The following is a 14,481-nucleotide window of genomic DNA, read 5'->3' as shown; positions in this document are numbered from 1 at the left end:
CGCGTTCACCTTGGTGCATCCGTGCGCAGCTCGGCAATCAAGCGTTCCATGCCGGCGCTGCGCGATCCCTTGACCAGCACACTGGCCCCGGAAGGGAGATGGTCGTGGGCGTAACGCACGAGCGTCGCCCAATCATCGAAATGACACGCCGAATCGCCGAATGCCGCCACCGCAGGGCGGGCATCGGCACCGAACGTGCCGAGAAAGTCGATCTTCAGTTCTCGTGCCGCATGGCCCAGCTCGGCATGCAAACGTTCGCTGTCGCGGCCGAGCTCCCCCATGGCGCCCAGGAAGCACCAGCGGGGCGCAGGCATACCGCCCAGCACCGTCAAGGCGGCGCGAACCGCACCGGGATTGGCGTTGTAGGTATCGTCCAGCAAGCGCGAGCCGCGCACACCAGGCACGCATGTCATGCGCCCCGGTATTGCCTGGCAGGCTTCGAGCCCAGCGACGATATCCTCGCCCGAAACGCTCAGTGCCCATGCCGCTGCCGCGCTGGCCAGCGCATTGAGCACATTATGGCGTCCTAGCAGGGCCAAGTGGACCCGACCCAGCGGGTCACCATCCACGGATAGCGTGAAAGCATAACGCCCGGCGTCGTCACAGGCCAGCGCCACGGCGTGCACACGCGCCGTGGACTCGAGCCCAAAATCGAACACCTCGGCCTCGCCTGCCAGTTCGCGCCACAGCGGATAAAACCGATCATCGCGATTGAGCACCGCCGTGCCCGAGGGCGGTAATCCCTGCAGGATTTCCGCCTTGGCCTGAGCGATCTGCCCGAGCCCCCCGAACTCGCCGATATGCGCGCCCGTGACGTTGGTGATCACAGCCACATCGGGGGACGCCAGAGCCGTCGTCCAGGCGATTTCTCCCAGATGGTTGGCCCCCACCTCGATGACCGCGCGGCGATACGCCGGCGACAACGCCAGTAACGTCTGCGGCACGCCGATATCATTATTAAGATTGGCACGCGTGGACAGGGTCGGCTGCGAACGTGACAGGATCGACGCCAACATTTCCTTGACCGTCGTCTTGCCGCTGTTACCGGTGACCGCCACCAATTCGCCCGACCAGGTGCGCCGTCGAACGCGCCCCAGCATACCCAGCGCCAGGCGCGTGTCGGCGACTTCGATCTGGGGCAAGGGGGTCGCCACGGCCCGTGATACGATCGCTCCCACCGCTCCCTTGGTGCGCGCCTCTTCCACGAAATCATGGCCATCGAAGCGCTCACCGACCAAGGCCAAGAACACATCCCCCGGCGCGACCCGACGCGTATCGCTTACCACCTGGACCACTTCGGCGTCCACCTCGGGGGGGGAGACACCTAACCAATTGGCGATCTGGTGCAGCGTCATCGCGCTCATGCCTCGTGCTCCCGGCGACGCTCGAGCGCGGCTTGCGCGACCTCGACATCGCTGAACAGATAGCGCCGTCCGTCGATGTCTTGATAAGTCTCATGCCCCTTTCCGGCGATCAGCACGATGTCGTCAGCACCGGCTCTCTGCAAGGTACGCTCGATTGCCGCACCGCGCCCGGCCACGCATTCCGTGCGGGCCTGGCCGTCAGGCGAGAGTCCCGCCACGATCTCGTCACGAATCGCCGCCGCCGGCTCGCTACGTGGATTGTCGTCGGTGACCACCAAGCAGTCGGCCAGCGCCTCAGCGGCTTGCGCCATCAGCGGTCGCTTGCCGCGATCTCGGTCGCCGCCACACCCGAACACACACCATAGCTTAGCCCCTTCCTTGGCGGGCACATGCGCGCGTAACGCATCGAGTGCATTGCGCAATGCCTCCGATGTATGCGCATAGTCGATCACCACCGTGGGTGCGCCATCGGCAACTAGCCGCTGCATGCGCCCCGGCACCGGCGCGAGTTGCGTGGCAGCGTCGAACAGCGTCACCAAATCGCTTCCTAGGCCATACAGCGTCGTCATCGCCAGGAGGACGTTGTCGAGGTTGAAGCGCCCCAACAGCGACAACTCCAATTCACGCTCGCCCTCCGGCGTCGCGATCAAGGCACGCTGCCCGAGCGCATGCGGAAACCAATCAATGACCCGCAAGGTCGTGGCTTCGTCGCACCCCGTAGCGAGCACGCGTACGCCCTTGGGGAGGCCAGCGAGCATCAATGGTGCCAAGCGATCATCGCCATTGACCACCGCCAACGACAGTTCACGATGCTTGAATAGGCGTGCCTTGGCCGCTGCGTAGGCGGCCATGCTGCCGTGATAATCAAGATGATCGCGACTGATATTGGTGAATACCGCCGCCTGGAACCGGCACCCTGTCACGCGCCGTTGCTCGAGCGCGTGCGACGAGACCTCCATGGCGACGCGCTCGATGCCCTGCGCGCCAAGACGCCCCAATGACGCCTGCAGTGCTAGCGGCCCCGGCGTCGTCAACGCGGCGGACTCAAGTCGCCCGGGGCGTCCGATCCCCAGGGTGCCAATCACCGCCGTCGCCGTACCCAGCGCCTCCGACAATGCAGCAATATAATGCGTGACCGAACTCTTGCCATTGGTGCCAGTCACGCCTATCAGGGTCTGTGTCTCGGGGACCGCGAACAGATAACGCCCGAGTTCGCCAAGGCGTCCACTCAGGCCCGGCAAGCCAAGCACGCGTACATCCTGCAAAGGTGTATCTTCCGGCATTGAATCCGTATCGCAAAGCACTGCATCCACGCCGGCTGCCAGCGCCTGACCGATGAAAGCACGCCCATCGGCTTGTACGCCCGGCACGGCCACGAACAAGACTCCAGGTCCCGCGTCACGACTATCGAGAGCGATCGCACAGGTGGATGAGGACGGACACCAGCCATCGAGCAACGCAGGCGTAGCGTGCGATGGCCAGAGTAACGCCAGAGCATCCGTCAAACGTTGCGTACCGATTTCCATCACTCGGATATCTCCTGTTGATCGGGGGGTACATCGAGAAGACGCAACGCCTTGCCCACCACACGGCCAAAGACCGGCGCCGCCACCAGACCACCGTAATAGGCATCCCCCTTGGGATGGTCGATCATCACGACAGTAACGATACGTGGATCGGAGACCGGCGCGATACCCGCAAACAAGGCTCGATAAGCTTTCTGCTGATACCCACCATCGGTCACCTTGCGCACCGTGCCGGTCTTGCCCGCGATACGGTATCCCTCGACCATTGCGCGCGAACCACCGGCATCGGGCTGAACGATTTTCTCCATCATTCTCAGCAGCTCATGCGCGATCTTCGGTGACATGACTTGCTTACCGAGCTGGGGAGAGTTGCGCTTCAGCAAGGAGGGCCGGAGACGGCGCCCATCATTGGCGATCGCGGTGTAGGCACTGGCAAGCTGCAGGGGCGTCAATGAAATACCATAACCGTAGGCCATGGCAGCCTGTGCACTGCGTGAAAGGCCAAACAGCGACGGCAGACTACCGCTACCCTCCCCAGGAAAGCCGGTTCCTGGTGCTTGGCCCAGCCCCAACTCTCGGTACTGGTTCCAGATAGTGTCCTTGTCCAGCTTCAAGGCGATATGCGACATCCCGATATTGGACGAATGCAGCAGAATCCCTCCGGGCGTGAGCTTGCCGTAATTACGAAAGTCGCTGATCGTGTACCCATCGATGACCATCCACCCCGGGGAGGTATCGATCACCGTATCGGGATCGACCTTGTCCGTCGCCAACGCCGCCGACATCGCCAACGGCTTCATCACCGACCCCGGTTCGATAGCATCGGTGATCGCCTGGTTGCGCAGACCGGCAACATCGATGGATGCTCGGTTATTGGGGTTATAGGAAGGCAAGTTAGCCATCGCCAACACTTCACCGCTACGCGCGTCCATCATGACCAACGAACCGCCATCGGCATTACGTTTGTCGACCGCTTTCTTCAGCTCACGATAGGCCATGTACTGCAAACGCAGGTCGATCGACAATGTCAGATCTCCCCCCGGCTTGGCATCCTTGAGCAAGTGCAGGTCGCGCACCAGACGGCCCTTGCGATCCTTGAGTACACGCCGCTTGCCGGGCTGCCCCGAGAGGTACTCGTTATACGCCAACTCTAGGCCTTCTTGACCCTGATCATCGATATTGGTCACACCAACAAGTTGTGCGGTCACTTCGCCCGAGGGGTAATAACGCTTGTATTCATCCTTGGAATAGACCCCCGGCATATCGAGTGCAAGCGCTGGCTGCGCTGCCTCCGGTGTCATGCGTCGTCGCAGATACATGAACTCATGGTCGGAATAGCGCTCGACACGCGCCTCGAGCGTAGCGGGTTCCATATTCAAGGCACGCGCGAGCGTCGCCAACTGAATCGGGTCGGAAGGCAGTTCCTGAGGGTTGGCCCACAGCGTGACCACCGGCGTGGAAATCGCCAGCGGGTCTCCATTGCGATCGGTGATCATCCCGCGATGTGCCTTGATCGGCTCGACCCGCAGCGTGCGTGCATCACCTTGATTCTGCAGAAAATCGCGATCAATCACGTTGAGGTAGGCGATACGCCCCACCAGCGCACCCAAGGCAATGACAATGAGCGTAACCATGAAAAGATAACGACCGCGCCCTGCCGGCCCAGTGTTCGGTGAACGACGCGCCGAGTTCGATTGACGCTCGCGACTCATGGGCGAATCACCTCAACGTCATTGACATCGGGCACATGCATTTCCAAACGCTGGGTGGCGATTTTCTCGACACGCCCCGGAGCCGACCAGGTGCTCTCCTCGAGAAGCAGCCGCCCCCAGACGGTCTGCAAGCTATCGCGCTCGCTTTCCAATTTCTGAAAGCGTGCGTACTGCACGCGTGTTTGATGCGTGCTGGCAATGGAGGCCAACGCGCTGACCAGTGTCATCAAAACCAGCATCAAGAGGATAACGTGGCGCCAACGCAGACGACCCGCGAACGGCCAGTTTGCCTTGGGCGCGGTATTGCGTCCTTGAGCCGCCATCACCAACCTCAGCCGAGTTTCCGAGCCACGCGCATCACGGCGCTGCGTGCACGAGGATTATGAGCCACCTCGTGCTCCCCTGGACGACTCGCTTTACCAACCATGGCCAGGCGTCGATTCAATTGCGTATCGCGAACTGGGAAGTCACGTGGTAAGTGCGTATCGCCACGGGCTTGATCACGAATGAAGCGCTTGACCAACCGGTCCTCCAAGGAATGGAAACTGATCACCACGAGACGCCCCCCTGGTGACAATGCCTCAAGGGCGGCAGCGAGCGCGGCCTCTAGCTGTTCGAGTTCAGCGTTGACATGAATGCGTATCGCCTGAAACACCCGCGTCGCGGGGTGTTTGCCTTTTTCCCAAGCGGGATGCGCAGCCTTGACGATTTCCGCCAGGTCCTCGGTGCGCGTAATCGAGCGCTCGGCACGGCGTGCAATGATCGCTTTGGCAATACGCCGCGCGAAACGTTCCTCGCCATAACGCTTGAAGACATCGATCATTTCGCGCTCGCCGACGCGCGCCAACCAGTCGGCGGCACTTTCCCCTTGAGTAGGGTCCATGCGCATGTCGAGCGGCCCATCGCGCAAGAAACTAAAGCCACGCAAGGGATCGTCAAGCTGCGGCGATGAGACACCGACATCCAGCAGCACGCCCGCCAAGCGGCCGTGCAGCTCATGGTCATGGGCAATAGCGCCCAATTCGGCGAAACGACCGTATTGAAGGGAAAAGCGCGGATCGTCCAGCTTGGCGCCCTCGGCCAGCGCCGCCGGATCCCGGTCGATGGCCAGCAAGCGCCCCTGTGGCGATAGCCGCTCGAGGATAACGCGGGAATGCCCACCGCGACCGAAGGTACCGTCCAGATAGTTGCCATCGGGATCGGTGATCAGTGCGTCCACCGCACCGTCGAGCAACACGCTCGCGTGTCGGTAGTCAGCCACTCGATCACCGACAGCATGCTGCGTATCGGAAAGAGTGTCCTTCTCGGGATTGTCACGATGCTGCATGAATCACTCGGGCGTTGGGGCCTGCCGCCGCTGTTTCGGGCCGCCCGAAGGCAGACGTCGCGGCATGACGCGAACAGACCCGGAGATCTGGAATTCGAATGGGAGCCAGCCTATAAGCCGGGTTCTGTCGAGGACAGCCATTCCTCTAGGGGTCGCGTCACCGCGACCCTCAAGCAACCTACCCGAACCCAGCGCGGGCCGCGCCTTTGGGTTCCTATTTGGTCTTGCTCCGGGTGGGGTTTACCTTGCCACGCACTGTTACCAGGCGCGCGGTGCGCTCTTACCGCACCCTTTCACCCTTACCGGCGGGCCAAAGCCCGCTTAGGCGGTCTACTCTCTGCTGCACTTTCCGTCGGCTCACGCCGCCCAGGGGTTACCTGGCACCCTGCCCTATGGAGCCCGGACTTTCCTCCCCCGCGCAATGCACGGCGGCGACTGTCCGGCCGACTCCCAAGCGGCAAAGAATAACAGCCCCTCGTAGGCCCCTCAAGCGCGCGAACCACACATGGGCATATTGTTACGCATCGCCGTCCTTGAGGGCTTGAGCACATTGGTACCAATATTTCTTGCGCCCCCCGAGCCGGCCGGCCACGACCGTCGCCGCCGCTTTGACACCAACACCTTCGGCAAGCATTGCCGCGAGCCAAGCCTCGCCTTCGGCCAAGGCTTGCGTTTCGTCATCCTGGGGCTCGGCGCCCGCTACCATGACCACGAACTCGCCACGCGCCTGGTTAGGATCCTCCTGCATCCACAGCAACAACGTCGCGGCATCCGCATCGAGAAAGGTTTCGAACGTCTTGGTCAATTCACGCGCCAGGACCACGCGACGCGTGCCGAATAGCGTTGCGATATCTTGCAGTGTCGCCTGAATGCGATGCGGCGACTCGTAATAGACCAAGGTTTCTTCGCGCTCTAGCGCATCCATCAGGCGTTGGCGACGCGGTCCGCCCTTGGCAGGCAAGAACCCTCCAAAGAGGAAACGGTTCGTGGCTAACCCCGCTGCTGAAAGCGCCGTGATCAAGGCACAGGCTCCCGGCACCGGAACGACGCGATGACCACTAGCGCGCAATTCACGTACAACCACAAAACCGGGATCAGAGATCAACGGTGTTCCCGCATCACTAATCAATGCCACGCTCTGCCCTGTGTCCAGCGCCTTGTGCAATGTTTCCACGCGCGCCTGCTCGTTATGCTCATGCAGTGAGATCATTGGTTTGTCGATACCCAAGTGCCGCAGCAAGCGCGCACTATGTCGAGTATCCTCGGCGGCTATCCAATCCACCTCGCCAAGCACGTGAGCCGCCCTGGAACTCAAGTCTTCGAGATTCCCAATCGGCGTCGCGACCACGTACAATACCCCTTCACATCCTTCGCTCATTCGTTAATATCCCGGTTGCGACGCCTATAATGGAAAACTTGCGTCGTGTCGCTAGCGTCCGCATCAGATCCCGCTTGCGCCAGACAACGTCCGGAAAAGGGAACTGTCCGAGCTATACCGCCAAAAAGGAATGACACCATGCCCATATCACTGCGCAGCTTACTCGGGCTCGCCCTGCTCGTCTCAGTCCTTGCCGGGTGTGCCGGTGGGCCTGTAAGCAGCGGAACGCAGCGCCCAGCACAAGGCCCTAGCGCCAGTGCGTTACTCGACAAGGCAAGCGACCAATCCGCTACGCAGGCAGCGCAGAGCAGGCTCCAAGCGGCTCACATCCTATCACGACAAGGCAACGACGAGCAGGCGCTGGACGTGGCTCGACAAATTGACACGTCACGCTTGAGCCGTGAGGCACGCATTGACTGGGCACTACTGACCTCCGATCTGAGCCTACGCAAGAAAGATGGCCGTAGTGCGCTGGCGGCCACGCAGACACTCGACGATATCGGCGACATTCCACGCGACGCACAGCAAACATTGCGTCATCGTCGCGGCCTGGCGCTGACATTGGTGGGCAATTCCCGTGCGGCGGCGACGACCCTGATCGACCTGCAACGAGATGGCGCGCCTTTCGAGCTCAATGACGACATCTGGACGCCGCTTTCACGCCTTAGCGTCAATGCGCTCGACGACATGACCGATGATGCCGACTCACTCACCCGAGGCTGGGTCGAGCTAGCCCGCTTATATCGCCAGAGCGGAGGCAACATCTCGCGCCTCACCGACTCACTTGGGGAGTGGCGTGCACGTTACTCGAACCACCCCGCCGCACGCCAACTTCCCGGCAACCTATCGGCGCTGCGCGAACTGCGTGGTCGCGAGGTCAAGCGTATCGCGATCTTTCTGCCTGAGTCGGGCCCATTGACCAATGTTGCCAAAGCGATCAAGAACGGCATCCAGGCACGCAATAGTGCAGCGCTCAATCAGGGCGAGCGCACCCCACAATTAACGTATTACGATAGCAGCGCAGGAAACCTCGAGGCACTTTACGCACAAGCCACCATGGATGGCGCCCAGGTAGTACTTGGACCCCTCGACAAAAAGCTCGTATCACGACTCGAGCAACGCGACGAGGTCCCCCTGCCGACGTTGGCGCTGAACTACGGCAAGCATCCACGTAACTTGGCCACTAACCTTTTTCAATATGGCCTGTCTGCCGAGGACGAAGCACGCCAGATCGCTACGCGCGCGCGCATGGATGGGCACACGGAGGCTGCCGCGCTGGTACCCGATAACGAGTGGGGAGCACGTGTTCTCCAGGCATTTGAAAAAAACTGGAAAGACCACCAGGGCAAACTCGAAAGCGTGGTTCATTACGACCCCAAGGGCCCCGTCAGCGATGCGGTAAAACGCTTGCTGGATGCTGGCAAGAACGGTGCCCACAACGAAGCTATTGACATGCTTTTTCTGCTGGCACTCCCCCGCTATGCACGTCAAGTCCCTCCCATGCTGGAATATTATTACGCTGGCGACCTTCCCATCTATGCCACGTCGCAGGTCTATAGCGGCCAGCCGCAACCCCGAACCGATCACGATCTCAACGATGTCATGTTCGTCGACATTCCCTGGCTGATTCCGGATGCCTCCATGGGCGGAGAAAAAGCCCTTCCATTTTATGCTACCTATCGCAAGCTCGATGCCCGCAGCAACCCGAACATCCTCAAGCTCAACGCTATGGGCGTCGACGCTTATGAACTGGCGCGCCGCTTGCCGCTGATACAAGCACTGCCTTCGATGGAAGTCTTCGGTGCCACGGGCACGCTGCAGACACGCGACGACGGCCGGATCAAACGCGATCTCCCCTGGGCACAGTTCCAGGCGGGCATCCCCGCGCCGCTACTGAGGAGTGTTTCCGTCCCGGATATCGGCGATGTCACGCTCGACCCATGACCCCCGGCGTCGCGGCCTCGACATGGAGCGCCGCACCGCCGATTGGCTAATCTCGCATGGCTTGCACCTGGTGGATACAAACCAGCACGCCAGGCGCGGCGAGATCGACCTCATCATGCGCGACGGCGAGATTCTGGTGTTCATCGAGGTCAGGCACCGCACCCATACCAGCCATGGTCACCCCCTCGAGACCGTAACCGTCGCCAAGCAGCGCCGCCTGGTCAGCGCTGCACGTTTTTATCTCCATCGCAACGGGCTATCATGTGCGTGTCGTTTCGACGTCGTAGGCGTCACCGGCACGCCACCCAACGTGTCGTTCGAGTGGATTCGTTCGGCATTCGACGCCTTTTGACCCAAGCAAGGCCTCTATCCATGGACTTCCAATCACGCATACTCGGCCATTTCAACGCCAGCATCGACGCCAAGACCTACGCCAGTGAGGTTCTGCCGCCTTTCATCGAGGTCGCCAGCCAGATGATGGTTCAGTGTCTCGTCAGCGAAGGGAAGATTCTCGCCTGTGGCAATGGCGGCAGCGCCGGCGACAGCCAGCATTTTTCTTCCGAGTTGCTCAACCGCTTCGAGCGTGAACGCCCGAGCCTACCCGCCTTGGCGCTGACCACCGATACATCGACACTCACTTCGATTGCCAATGACTACAGTTACAACGAGATCTTTTCCAAGCAGATCCGCGCATTAGGGCAGCCCGGCGATATCCTGCTGGCGATTTCAACCAGCGGTAATTCCGCGAATGTAGTACAAGCCATTCAGGCTGCTCACGACCGCGATATGCAGATTATCGCGCTTACAGGGCGTGATGGCGGCGACATGGCATCACTTCTCGGTCAGGACGACTGCGAAATCCGCGTCCCCTCGACGTCTACGGCCCGCATACAGGAAGTACACTTGCTTGCTATACACTGTTTATGCGATCTCATCGATCAACAGCTGTTCGGCAGCATCGAATAAGGAATTCGTCATGACACGTCAGGCCTTTATCCCCCTCATCCTCGGCATCGCCCTGGCACTGGCCGGCTGCGCCTCTCCCGCCACTGACAACCAAGGCGGGGAAAACTACGGCAAGCGTACTCCTGGCATGCAGGTGGAGGACGAAAACATACAGGACAAGATCGCCGAAAACCTGGTGCGTAATGACGCACGCTTTCGCGACGCACATATCAATATCGACAGCTACAACGGCATGGTGCTCCTCACCGGCCAAGTAGCAAGCGATGAACTAAAGCAAAAAGCTGGCAATATCGCGGAACAGGTAAGGAGAGTACGCCTGGTTCACAATGAGCTGCAAGTTGCTGCCAACTCGCCGCTTGGTCAGCGCATGACAGACCTTTGGCTCACTGGGCGCGTCAAGGCGAACCTGGCCACCGACGAACGCATCGACGGCAGCCGGATTCGTGTGATCACCGAAAACAGCACGACCTATCTGATGGGCATGGTGACGCATCAAGAAGCAGACATCGTGACCAATATCGCGTCACAGGTAGGCGGGATTCAACGCATCGTCAGAGTCTTCGAGTACCTCGATTAAAGGCTGGGAGCCTAGCAGGGCCCACGGGCCCTGCTTTTTCACTTCACCACACGCAGTGACGGCCGACCCTTACCACGCGGAGCGTCTTCGTCTTCGCTCCCGGCCTCGTCGGACTCCTCGCTACTTGTCTCCACGCTTTCCAGAGCTGGACGCTCTTCGCCTGTCTCCTGAGCGGCATCGTCATGCGCCTCGGTTTCCGGCATGACCGGCTCATGACCAAAGACCATACCCACACCGTTCTCGCGTGCGTATAGCGCAATCAGTGCCTCCATGGGCACGATGACCTGCATCGGCTGACCGGAGAAGCGCGCCCCAAAGGTCACAGCAGCATTCTCGATATACAAGTCACGCACCGCAGAAGGCGCGATATTGAGGACGATCTGCCCATTTTGCACATACTGCCGGGGCACGTTCACACCTTCACGCTCGGCGTCGACAACGATATAAGGTGTATGTTCGTTGTCCAGCAGCCACTCATAGAGTGCGCGGGCCAGATACGGGCGACTGGAAAGCATAAACGACTTCCTCTTTCGGTTCGCAGCGACGATTCATCAGCGTTGCTCGCATGGGCAGCAACACTAAGTGCGCATTTCCTTTTCTGCCTCCAGCAAAGATGCTTTGAAGGCATCACGGCTGAAGAGGCGCTCCATGTAGCTCATCAACGGCTTGACTTGCTTTTCCGGCAGCTCGACGCCCAGCGACGGTAGCCGCCAGAGAATCGGAGCGATGCAGCAATCAACCAGCGAAAACTCGTCGCTCATGAAAAATGGCATATCTTCGAAAATCGGTGAAATGCCCGTAATGCTTTCACGCAGTTCCTTGCGGGCCTTCTCGGCCTCTTTCTTGCTGCCCTGTTGAATCGTTTCGACCAACGGGCACCACTCGCGTTCGATGCGGTGCATCCACAAGCGACTCTGGGCACGCGCCACGGGATAGACCGGCAACAGCGGTGGATGCGGAAAGCGCTCGTCCAGGTACTCCATCATCACCTTGGACTCGTAAAGCACGAGATCACGATCCAGCAGGGTCGGCACGCTATTGTACGGGTTGAGATCGGCAAGCTCTTCGGGGTGATTATCATCATTGACCTCAATAAAATCGACGGCCACCCCCTTTTCTGCCAACACGATACGAACGCGATGGCTATAATGATCATCGCTACCGGAATAAAAGGTCATCGACGACCGCTTGGCCACTACACCCATGAAACATTCCTCGCTTCAGTTCGAACCCGGATGATAACACGTTAATCGGGGGCACGAATGCCACCCATCGAGCGTCAGGTGGATAGATAGGCTCGCCCACCCCCTACCAGCGAAGCACTATCGAGCGCGCCAAGCAAAAAGGCCCGGACAGTAAGCCCGGGCCTTTGCGCATTGCGCACCGACAGGTGCGAAACGCTGCGTCTTAACGCTTGGAGAACTGCGGACGGCGACGCGCCTTGCGCAGGCCGATCTTCTTACGCTCGACCTGGCGAGCGTCGCGCGTCACGTAGCCTGCATCGCGCAACGGACGGCGGAAGTCTTCGTTGTAGGCGAGCAAGGCACGCGTAATACCGTGACGAATCGCACCCGCTTGCGCAGAGCCACCGCCACCGCTCACGGTGACATAAACGTCGAACTGCCCCGTGGTTTCAGTCAACTCGAACGGCTGGCGGACGACCATCTCACCGGTGACACGACCGAAATAGTCGTGCAACTCACGGTTGTTGACGGCGATTTTGCCGGTGCCCGGCTTCAAAAACACCCGAGCTGTGGAAGTCTTGCGGCGCCCGGTACCGTAATACTGCTGTGTCATGGCGAAGAATCCCTTAGAGGTTCAGTTCAAGCGGCTGCTGCGCGGCGTGCGGATGCTCGGCACCAGCATACACCTTGAGCTTGGAGTACATGGCGCGGCCCAACGGCCCCTTCGGCAGCATGCCCTTGACTGCAGTTTCGATGACGCGCTCAGGCGCATGATCGATCAACTTCTCGAAGGACATGGAGCGCAGACCGCCCGGATACCCGGTATGACGGTAGTAATTCTTGGCTTGCGCCTTGTTGCCGGTCACACGCACCTTTTCGGCGTTGACGACGACGATGTAATCGCCGGTATCGACGTGCGGGGTATATTCCGGCTTATGCTTGCCGCGCAAGCGGCGAGCGATTTCGGTGGCCAGGCGGCCGAGCGTCTTGTCAGTCGCATCGACGACATACCAGTCGCGTGTGACGGACTGTGGCTTAGCACTGAACGTCTTCATGGGTGAATCACCAATTGCTTGTGTGGACGTCACGCGTATAAGGGCGTGATCAGCCAATCCCTATTTTTCTTGGTTGCCGCGTCCCGCAGACGGACAACGTTAGAGCGAGCGCGCATTGTACATGACGTTTCCGTGGCCATAAAGCACGATTTCGTGCGTTATGGCAACTTTCACGGCTTGTGCGGCAATGCCAGATACTCTTTGGATTGCATTTCCTGCAAGCGAGACAGTGTGCGCTCGAACTCGAACTCTAGCTGACCATGAGTGTAAAGCGACTCGATAGCGACCTCGGCGGAAAGCAACAGCTTGACCCCGCGATCGTAGAACTCGTCGACCAGATTGATGAAGCGCCGCGCCAGGTCTTCCGTCGCGCCGCTCATCTGGGGCACATTGGAGATGAGCACCGTATGGAATTCCCGTGACAACTCGATGTAGTCGTTCTGACTGCGAGGACCATCGCACAGCGTCTCGAACTCGAACCATACGACATCTTCATGCAGGCGACGAGGCTGCAGGATACGATGATTAACGTCGATCTCGGCATCCTTCTCGCCTTCAGCGCCCGCAATGGCATGAAAGCTGTCGCCCAGCGCACGGTCGGCGCCCTCACCCAGAGGGTGATAGAAGATTTTCACTTGCTCCAGCGCCCGCAAGCGGTAATCAATGCCCGAATCGACATTGACTACCTCGCAGTGACGCTTGAGAAGGTCGATAGCGGGAATGAAACGTGCACGCTGCAGACCGTCCTTGTAGAGGTCGTCGGGCACGATATTGGAGGTCGTGACCAGCACCACTCCGTGGGCAAACAGCGCCTCGAGCAGATTGGCGAGGATCATCGCATCGGTAATGTCTTTGACGAAGAACTCATCGAGACAAATCACCCTGGCCTCGGAGGCGAACTTGGCCGCGATCAGCGTCAGCGGGTTTTTCTCTCCCTTGTAATGCGTCAGCTCATTGTGCACACGCTGCATGAAGCGATGAAAATGCGTGCGCATCTTGTCTGCAAACGGCAAGGTCTCGTAAAAAGTATCGACCAAGTATGTCTTGCCACGCCCCACACCCCCCCAGAAATACAATCCCAGAATCGCTGGCGGGGCTTCGAAGGGAGAAGGCGCGGATTGCTTGCCAAACAGCTTGGCGACCTTGGACTTGAGGCCATCGCCACTTGCTGATGGAACCTTCGACGATGGGTGCGGCGCGTTCACCAGTTCATCATAGAGTCGCTGCAAGTGCTTGACGGCTGCTTCCTGACCGGGGTCATATTGAAAATCGTCGCGCTGCAAATCCTGGCGATATTTTTCCAAGGGCGTACGTGCGCCCACGGACGGCGGCATGGTGGCACTCATGGGGTCGAAATACACCTCGACTGAACGATTAAAGCTGACATTATACGCGTCATCACGACGCTTGCATGGACTCACGCTGTATGGCGCCGACTTTTGGGGTTT

General features: G+C 59.8%; 15 protein-coding genes and 1 other RNA gene. 4 read left to right on the top strand and 12 right to left on the bottom strand.

The features are described from left to right. Nucleotides 1–5: 5 nt before the first annotated feature. The 7 genes from RVY79_RS07770 to rsmI form a co-directional block, all read right to left on the bottom strand. Nucleotides 6–1,364: a UDP-N-acetylmuramoyl-tripeptide--D-alanyl-D-alanine ligase gene (locus tag RVY79_RS07770; RefSeq protein ID WP_317463533.1), complete on the bottom strand. Its 1,359-nt coding sequence runs from the start codon at nt 1,362–1,364 to the stop codon at nt 6–8. After that, nucleotides 1,361–2,890 carry a UDP-N-acetylmuramoyl-L-alanyl-D-glutamate--2,6-diaminopimelate ligase gene (locus RVY79_RS07765; RefSeq protein WP_317463532.1) on the bottom strand — a complete coding sequence of 510 codons (1,530 nt, stop codon included), beginning with the start codon at nt 2,888–2,890 and terminating at the stop codon, nt 1,361–1,363. The genes RVY79_RS07770 and RVY79_RS07765 overlap by 4 nt, the downstream gene beginning before the upstream one ends. After that, nucleotides 2,890–4,602, bottom strand: a complete 1,713-nt coding sequence (locus RVY79_RS07760; protein WP_317463531.1) for a penicillin-binding protein 2 — start codon at nt 4,600–4,602, stop codon at nt 2,890–2,892. The genes RVY79_RS07765 and RVY79_RS07760 overlap by 1 nt, the downstream gene beginning before the upstream one ends. After that, nucleotides 4,599–4,925 carry a cell division protein FtsL gene (ftsL, locus tag RVY79_RS07755; protein ID WP_317463529.1) on the bottom strand — a complete coding sequence of 109 codons (327 nt, stop codon included), beginning with the start codon at nt 4,923–4,925 and terminating at the stop codon, nt 4,599–4,601. Before ftsL ends, RVY79_RS07760 begins: the two co-directional genes overlap by 4 nt. Nucleotides 4,926–4,933: 8 nt before the next feature. Continuing rightward, nucleotides 4,934–5,929 carry a 16S rRNA (cytosine(1402)-N(4))-methyltransferase RsmH gene (gene rsmH / locus RVY79_RS07750; protein ID WP_317463527.1) on the bottom strand — a complete coding sequence of 332 codons (996 nt, stop codon included), beginning with the start codon at nt 5,927–5,929 and terminating at the stop codon, nt 4,934–4,936. Between the two features lie 97 nt (nt 5,930–6,026). Continuing rightward, an RNA gene (rnpB, locus tag RVY79_RS07745) (RNase P RNA component class A) lies at nt 6,027–6,380 on the bottom strand. 66 nt (nt 6,381–6,446) lie between these two features. After that, on the bottom strand, nt 6,447–7,307 hold the full coding sequence (gene rsmI / locus RVY79_RS07740) for a 16S rRNA (cytidine(1402)-2'-O)-methyltransferase (protein ID WP_317463525.1): 861 nt from the start codon (nt 7,305–7,307) through the stop codon (nt 6,447–6,449). Between the two features lie 138 nt (nt 7,308–7,445). Here rsmI and RVY79_RS07735 point away from each other — a divergent pair, with 138 nt between their 5' ends. From RVY79_RS07735 to RVY79_RS07720, 4 genes are read left to right on the top strand one after another with little or no spacing between them, the layout of a single operon-like run. Then, nucleotides 7,446–9,251: a penicillin-binding protein activator gene (locus RVY79_RS07735; RefSeq protein WP_317463523.1), complete on the top strand. Its 1,806-nt coding sequence runs from the start codon at nt 7,446–7,448 to the stop codon at nt 9,249–9,251. Further along, nucleotides 9,232–9,603, top strand: coding sequence for a YraN family protein (locus tag RVY79_RS07730; protein WP_317463522.1), 372 nt, complete (start codon nt 9,232–9,234; stop codon nt 9,601–9,603). Before RVY79_RS07735 ends, RVY79_RS07730 begins: the two co-directional genes overlap by 20 nt. Nucleotides 9,604–9,623: 20 nt before the next feature. Then, nucleotides 9,624–10,217, top strand: coding sequence for a phosphoheptose isomerase (locus tag RVY79_RS07725; RefSeq protein WP_317463521.1), 594 nt, complete (start codon nt 9,624–9,626; stop codon nt 10,215–10,217). Nucleotides 10,218–10,227: 10 nt separating this feature from the next. Beyond that, nucleotides 10,228–10,794 (top strand): BON domain-containing protein, encoded by a 567-nt coding sequence (locus RVY79_RS07720; RefSeq protein WP_317463520.1) that lies wholly within the window; start codon nt 10,228–10,230, stop codon nt 10,792–10,794. A gap of 38 nt (nt 10,795–10,832) precedes the next feature. Here RVY79_RS07720 and RVY79_RS07715 read toward each other — a convergent pair whose 3' ends face one another. The 5 genes from RVY79_RS07715 to zapE form a co-directional block, all read right to left on the bottom strand. After that, nucleotides 10,833–11,309 (bottom strand): ClpXP protease specificity-enhancing factor, encoded by a 477-nt coding sequence (locus RVY79_RS07715; RefSeq protein ID WP_317463519.1) that lies wholly within the window; start codon nt 11,307–11,309, stop codon nt 10,833–10,835. 63 nt (nt 11,310–11,372) lie between these two features. After that, entirely contained in the window at nt 11,373–11,999 is a 627-nt protein-coding gene (gene sspA, locus RVY79_RS07710) for a stringent starvation protein SspA (RefSeq protein WP_317463518.1), read from the bottom strand. 202 nt (nt 12,000–12,201) lie between these two features. Beyond that, on the bottom strand, nt 12,202–12,591 hold the full coding sequence (gene rpsI, locus RVY79_RS07705) for a 30S ribosomal protein S9 (RefSeq protein WP_133696846.1): 390 nt from the start codon (nt 12,589–12,591) through the stop codon (nt 12,202–12,204). A 13-nt stretch (nt 12,592–12,604) separates the two neighbouring features. Beyond that, nucleotides 12,605–13,033, bottom strand: coding sequence for a 50S ribosomal protein L13 (gene rplM / locus RVY79_RS07700; RefSeq protein ID WP_075369825.1), 429 nt, complete (start codon nt 13,031–13,033; stop codon nt 12,605–12,607). 170 nt (nt 13,034–13,203) lie between these two features. Further along, nucleotides 13,204–14,379 (bottom strand): cell division protein ZapE, encoded by a 1,176-nt coding sequence (gene zapE, locus RVY79_RS07695; RefSeq protein WP_317463517.1) that lies wholly within the window; start codon nt 14,377–14,379, stop codon nt 13,204–13,206. Between the last annotated feature and the right edge of the window lie 102 nt (nt 14,380–14,481).

It is taken from the genome of Chromohalobacter sp. HP20-39, from assembly GCF_033052815.1.
Taxonomy (GTDB): domain Bacteria; phylum Pseudomonadota; class Gammaproteobacteria; order Pseudomonadales; family Halomonadaceae; genus Chromohalobacter.
This window is presented reverse-complemented; position numbering and strand designations above follow the sequence as displayed.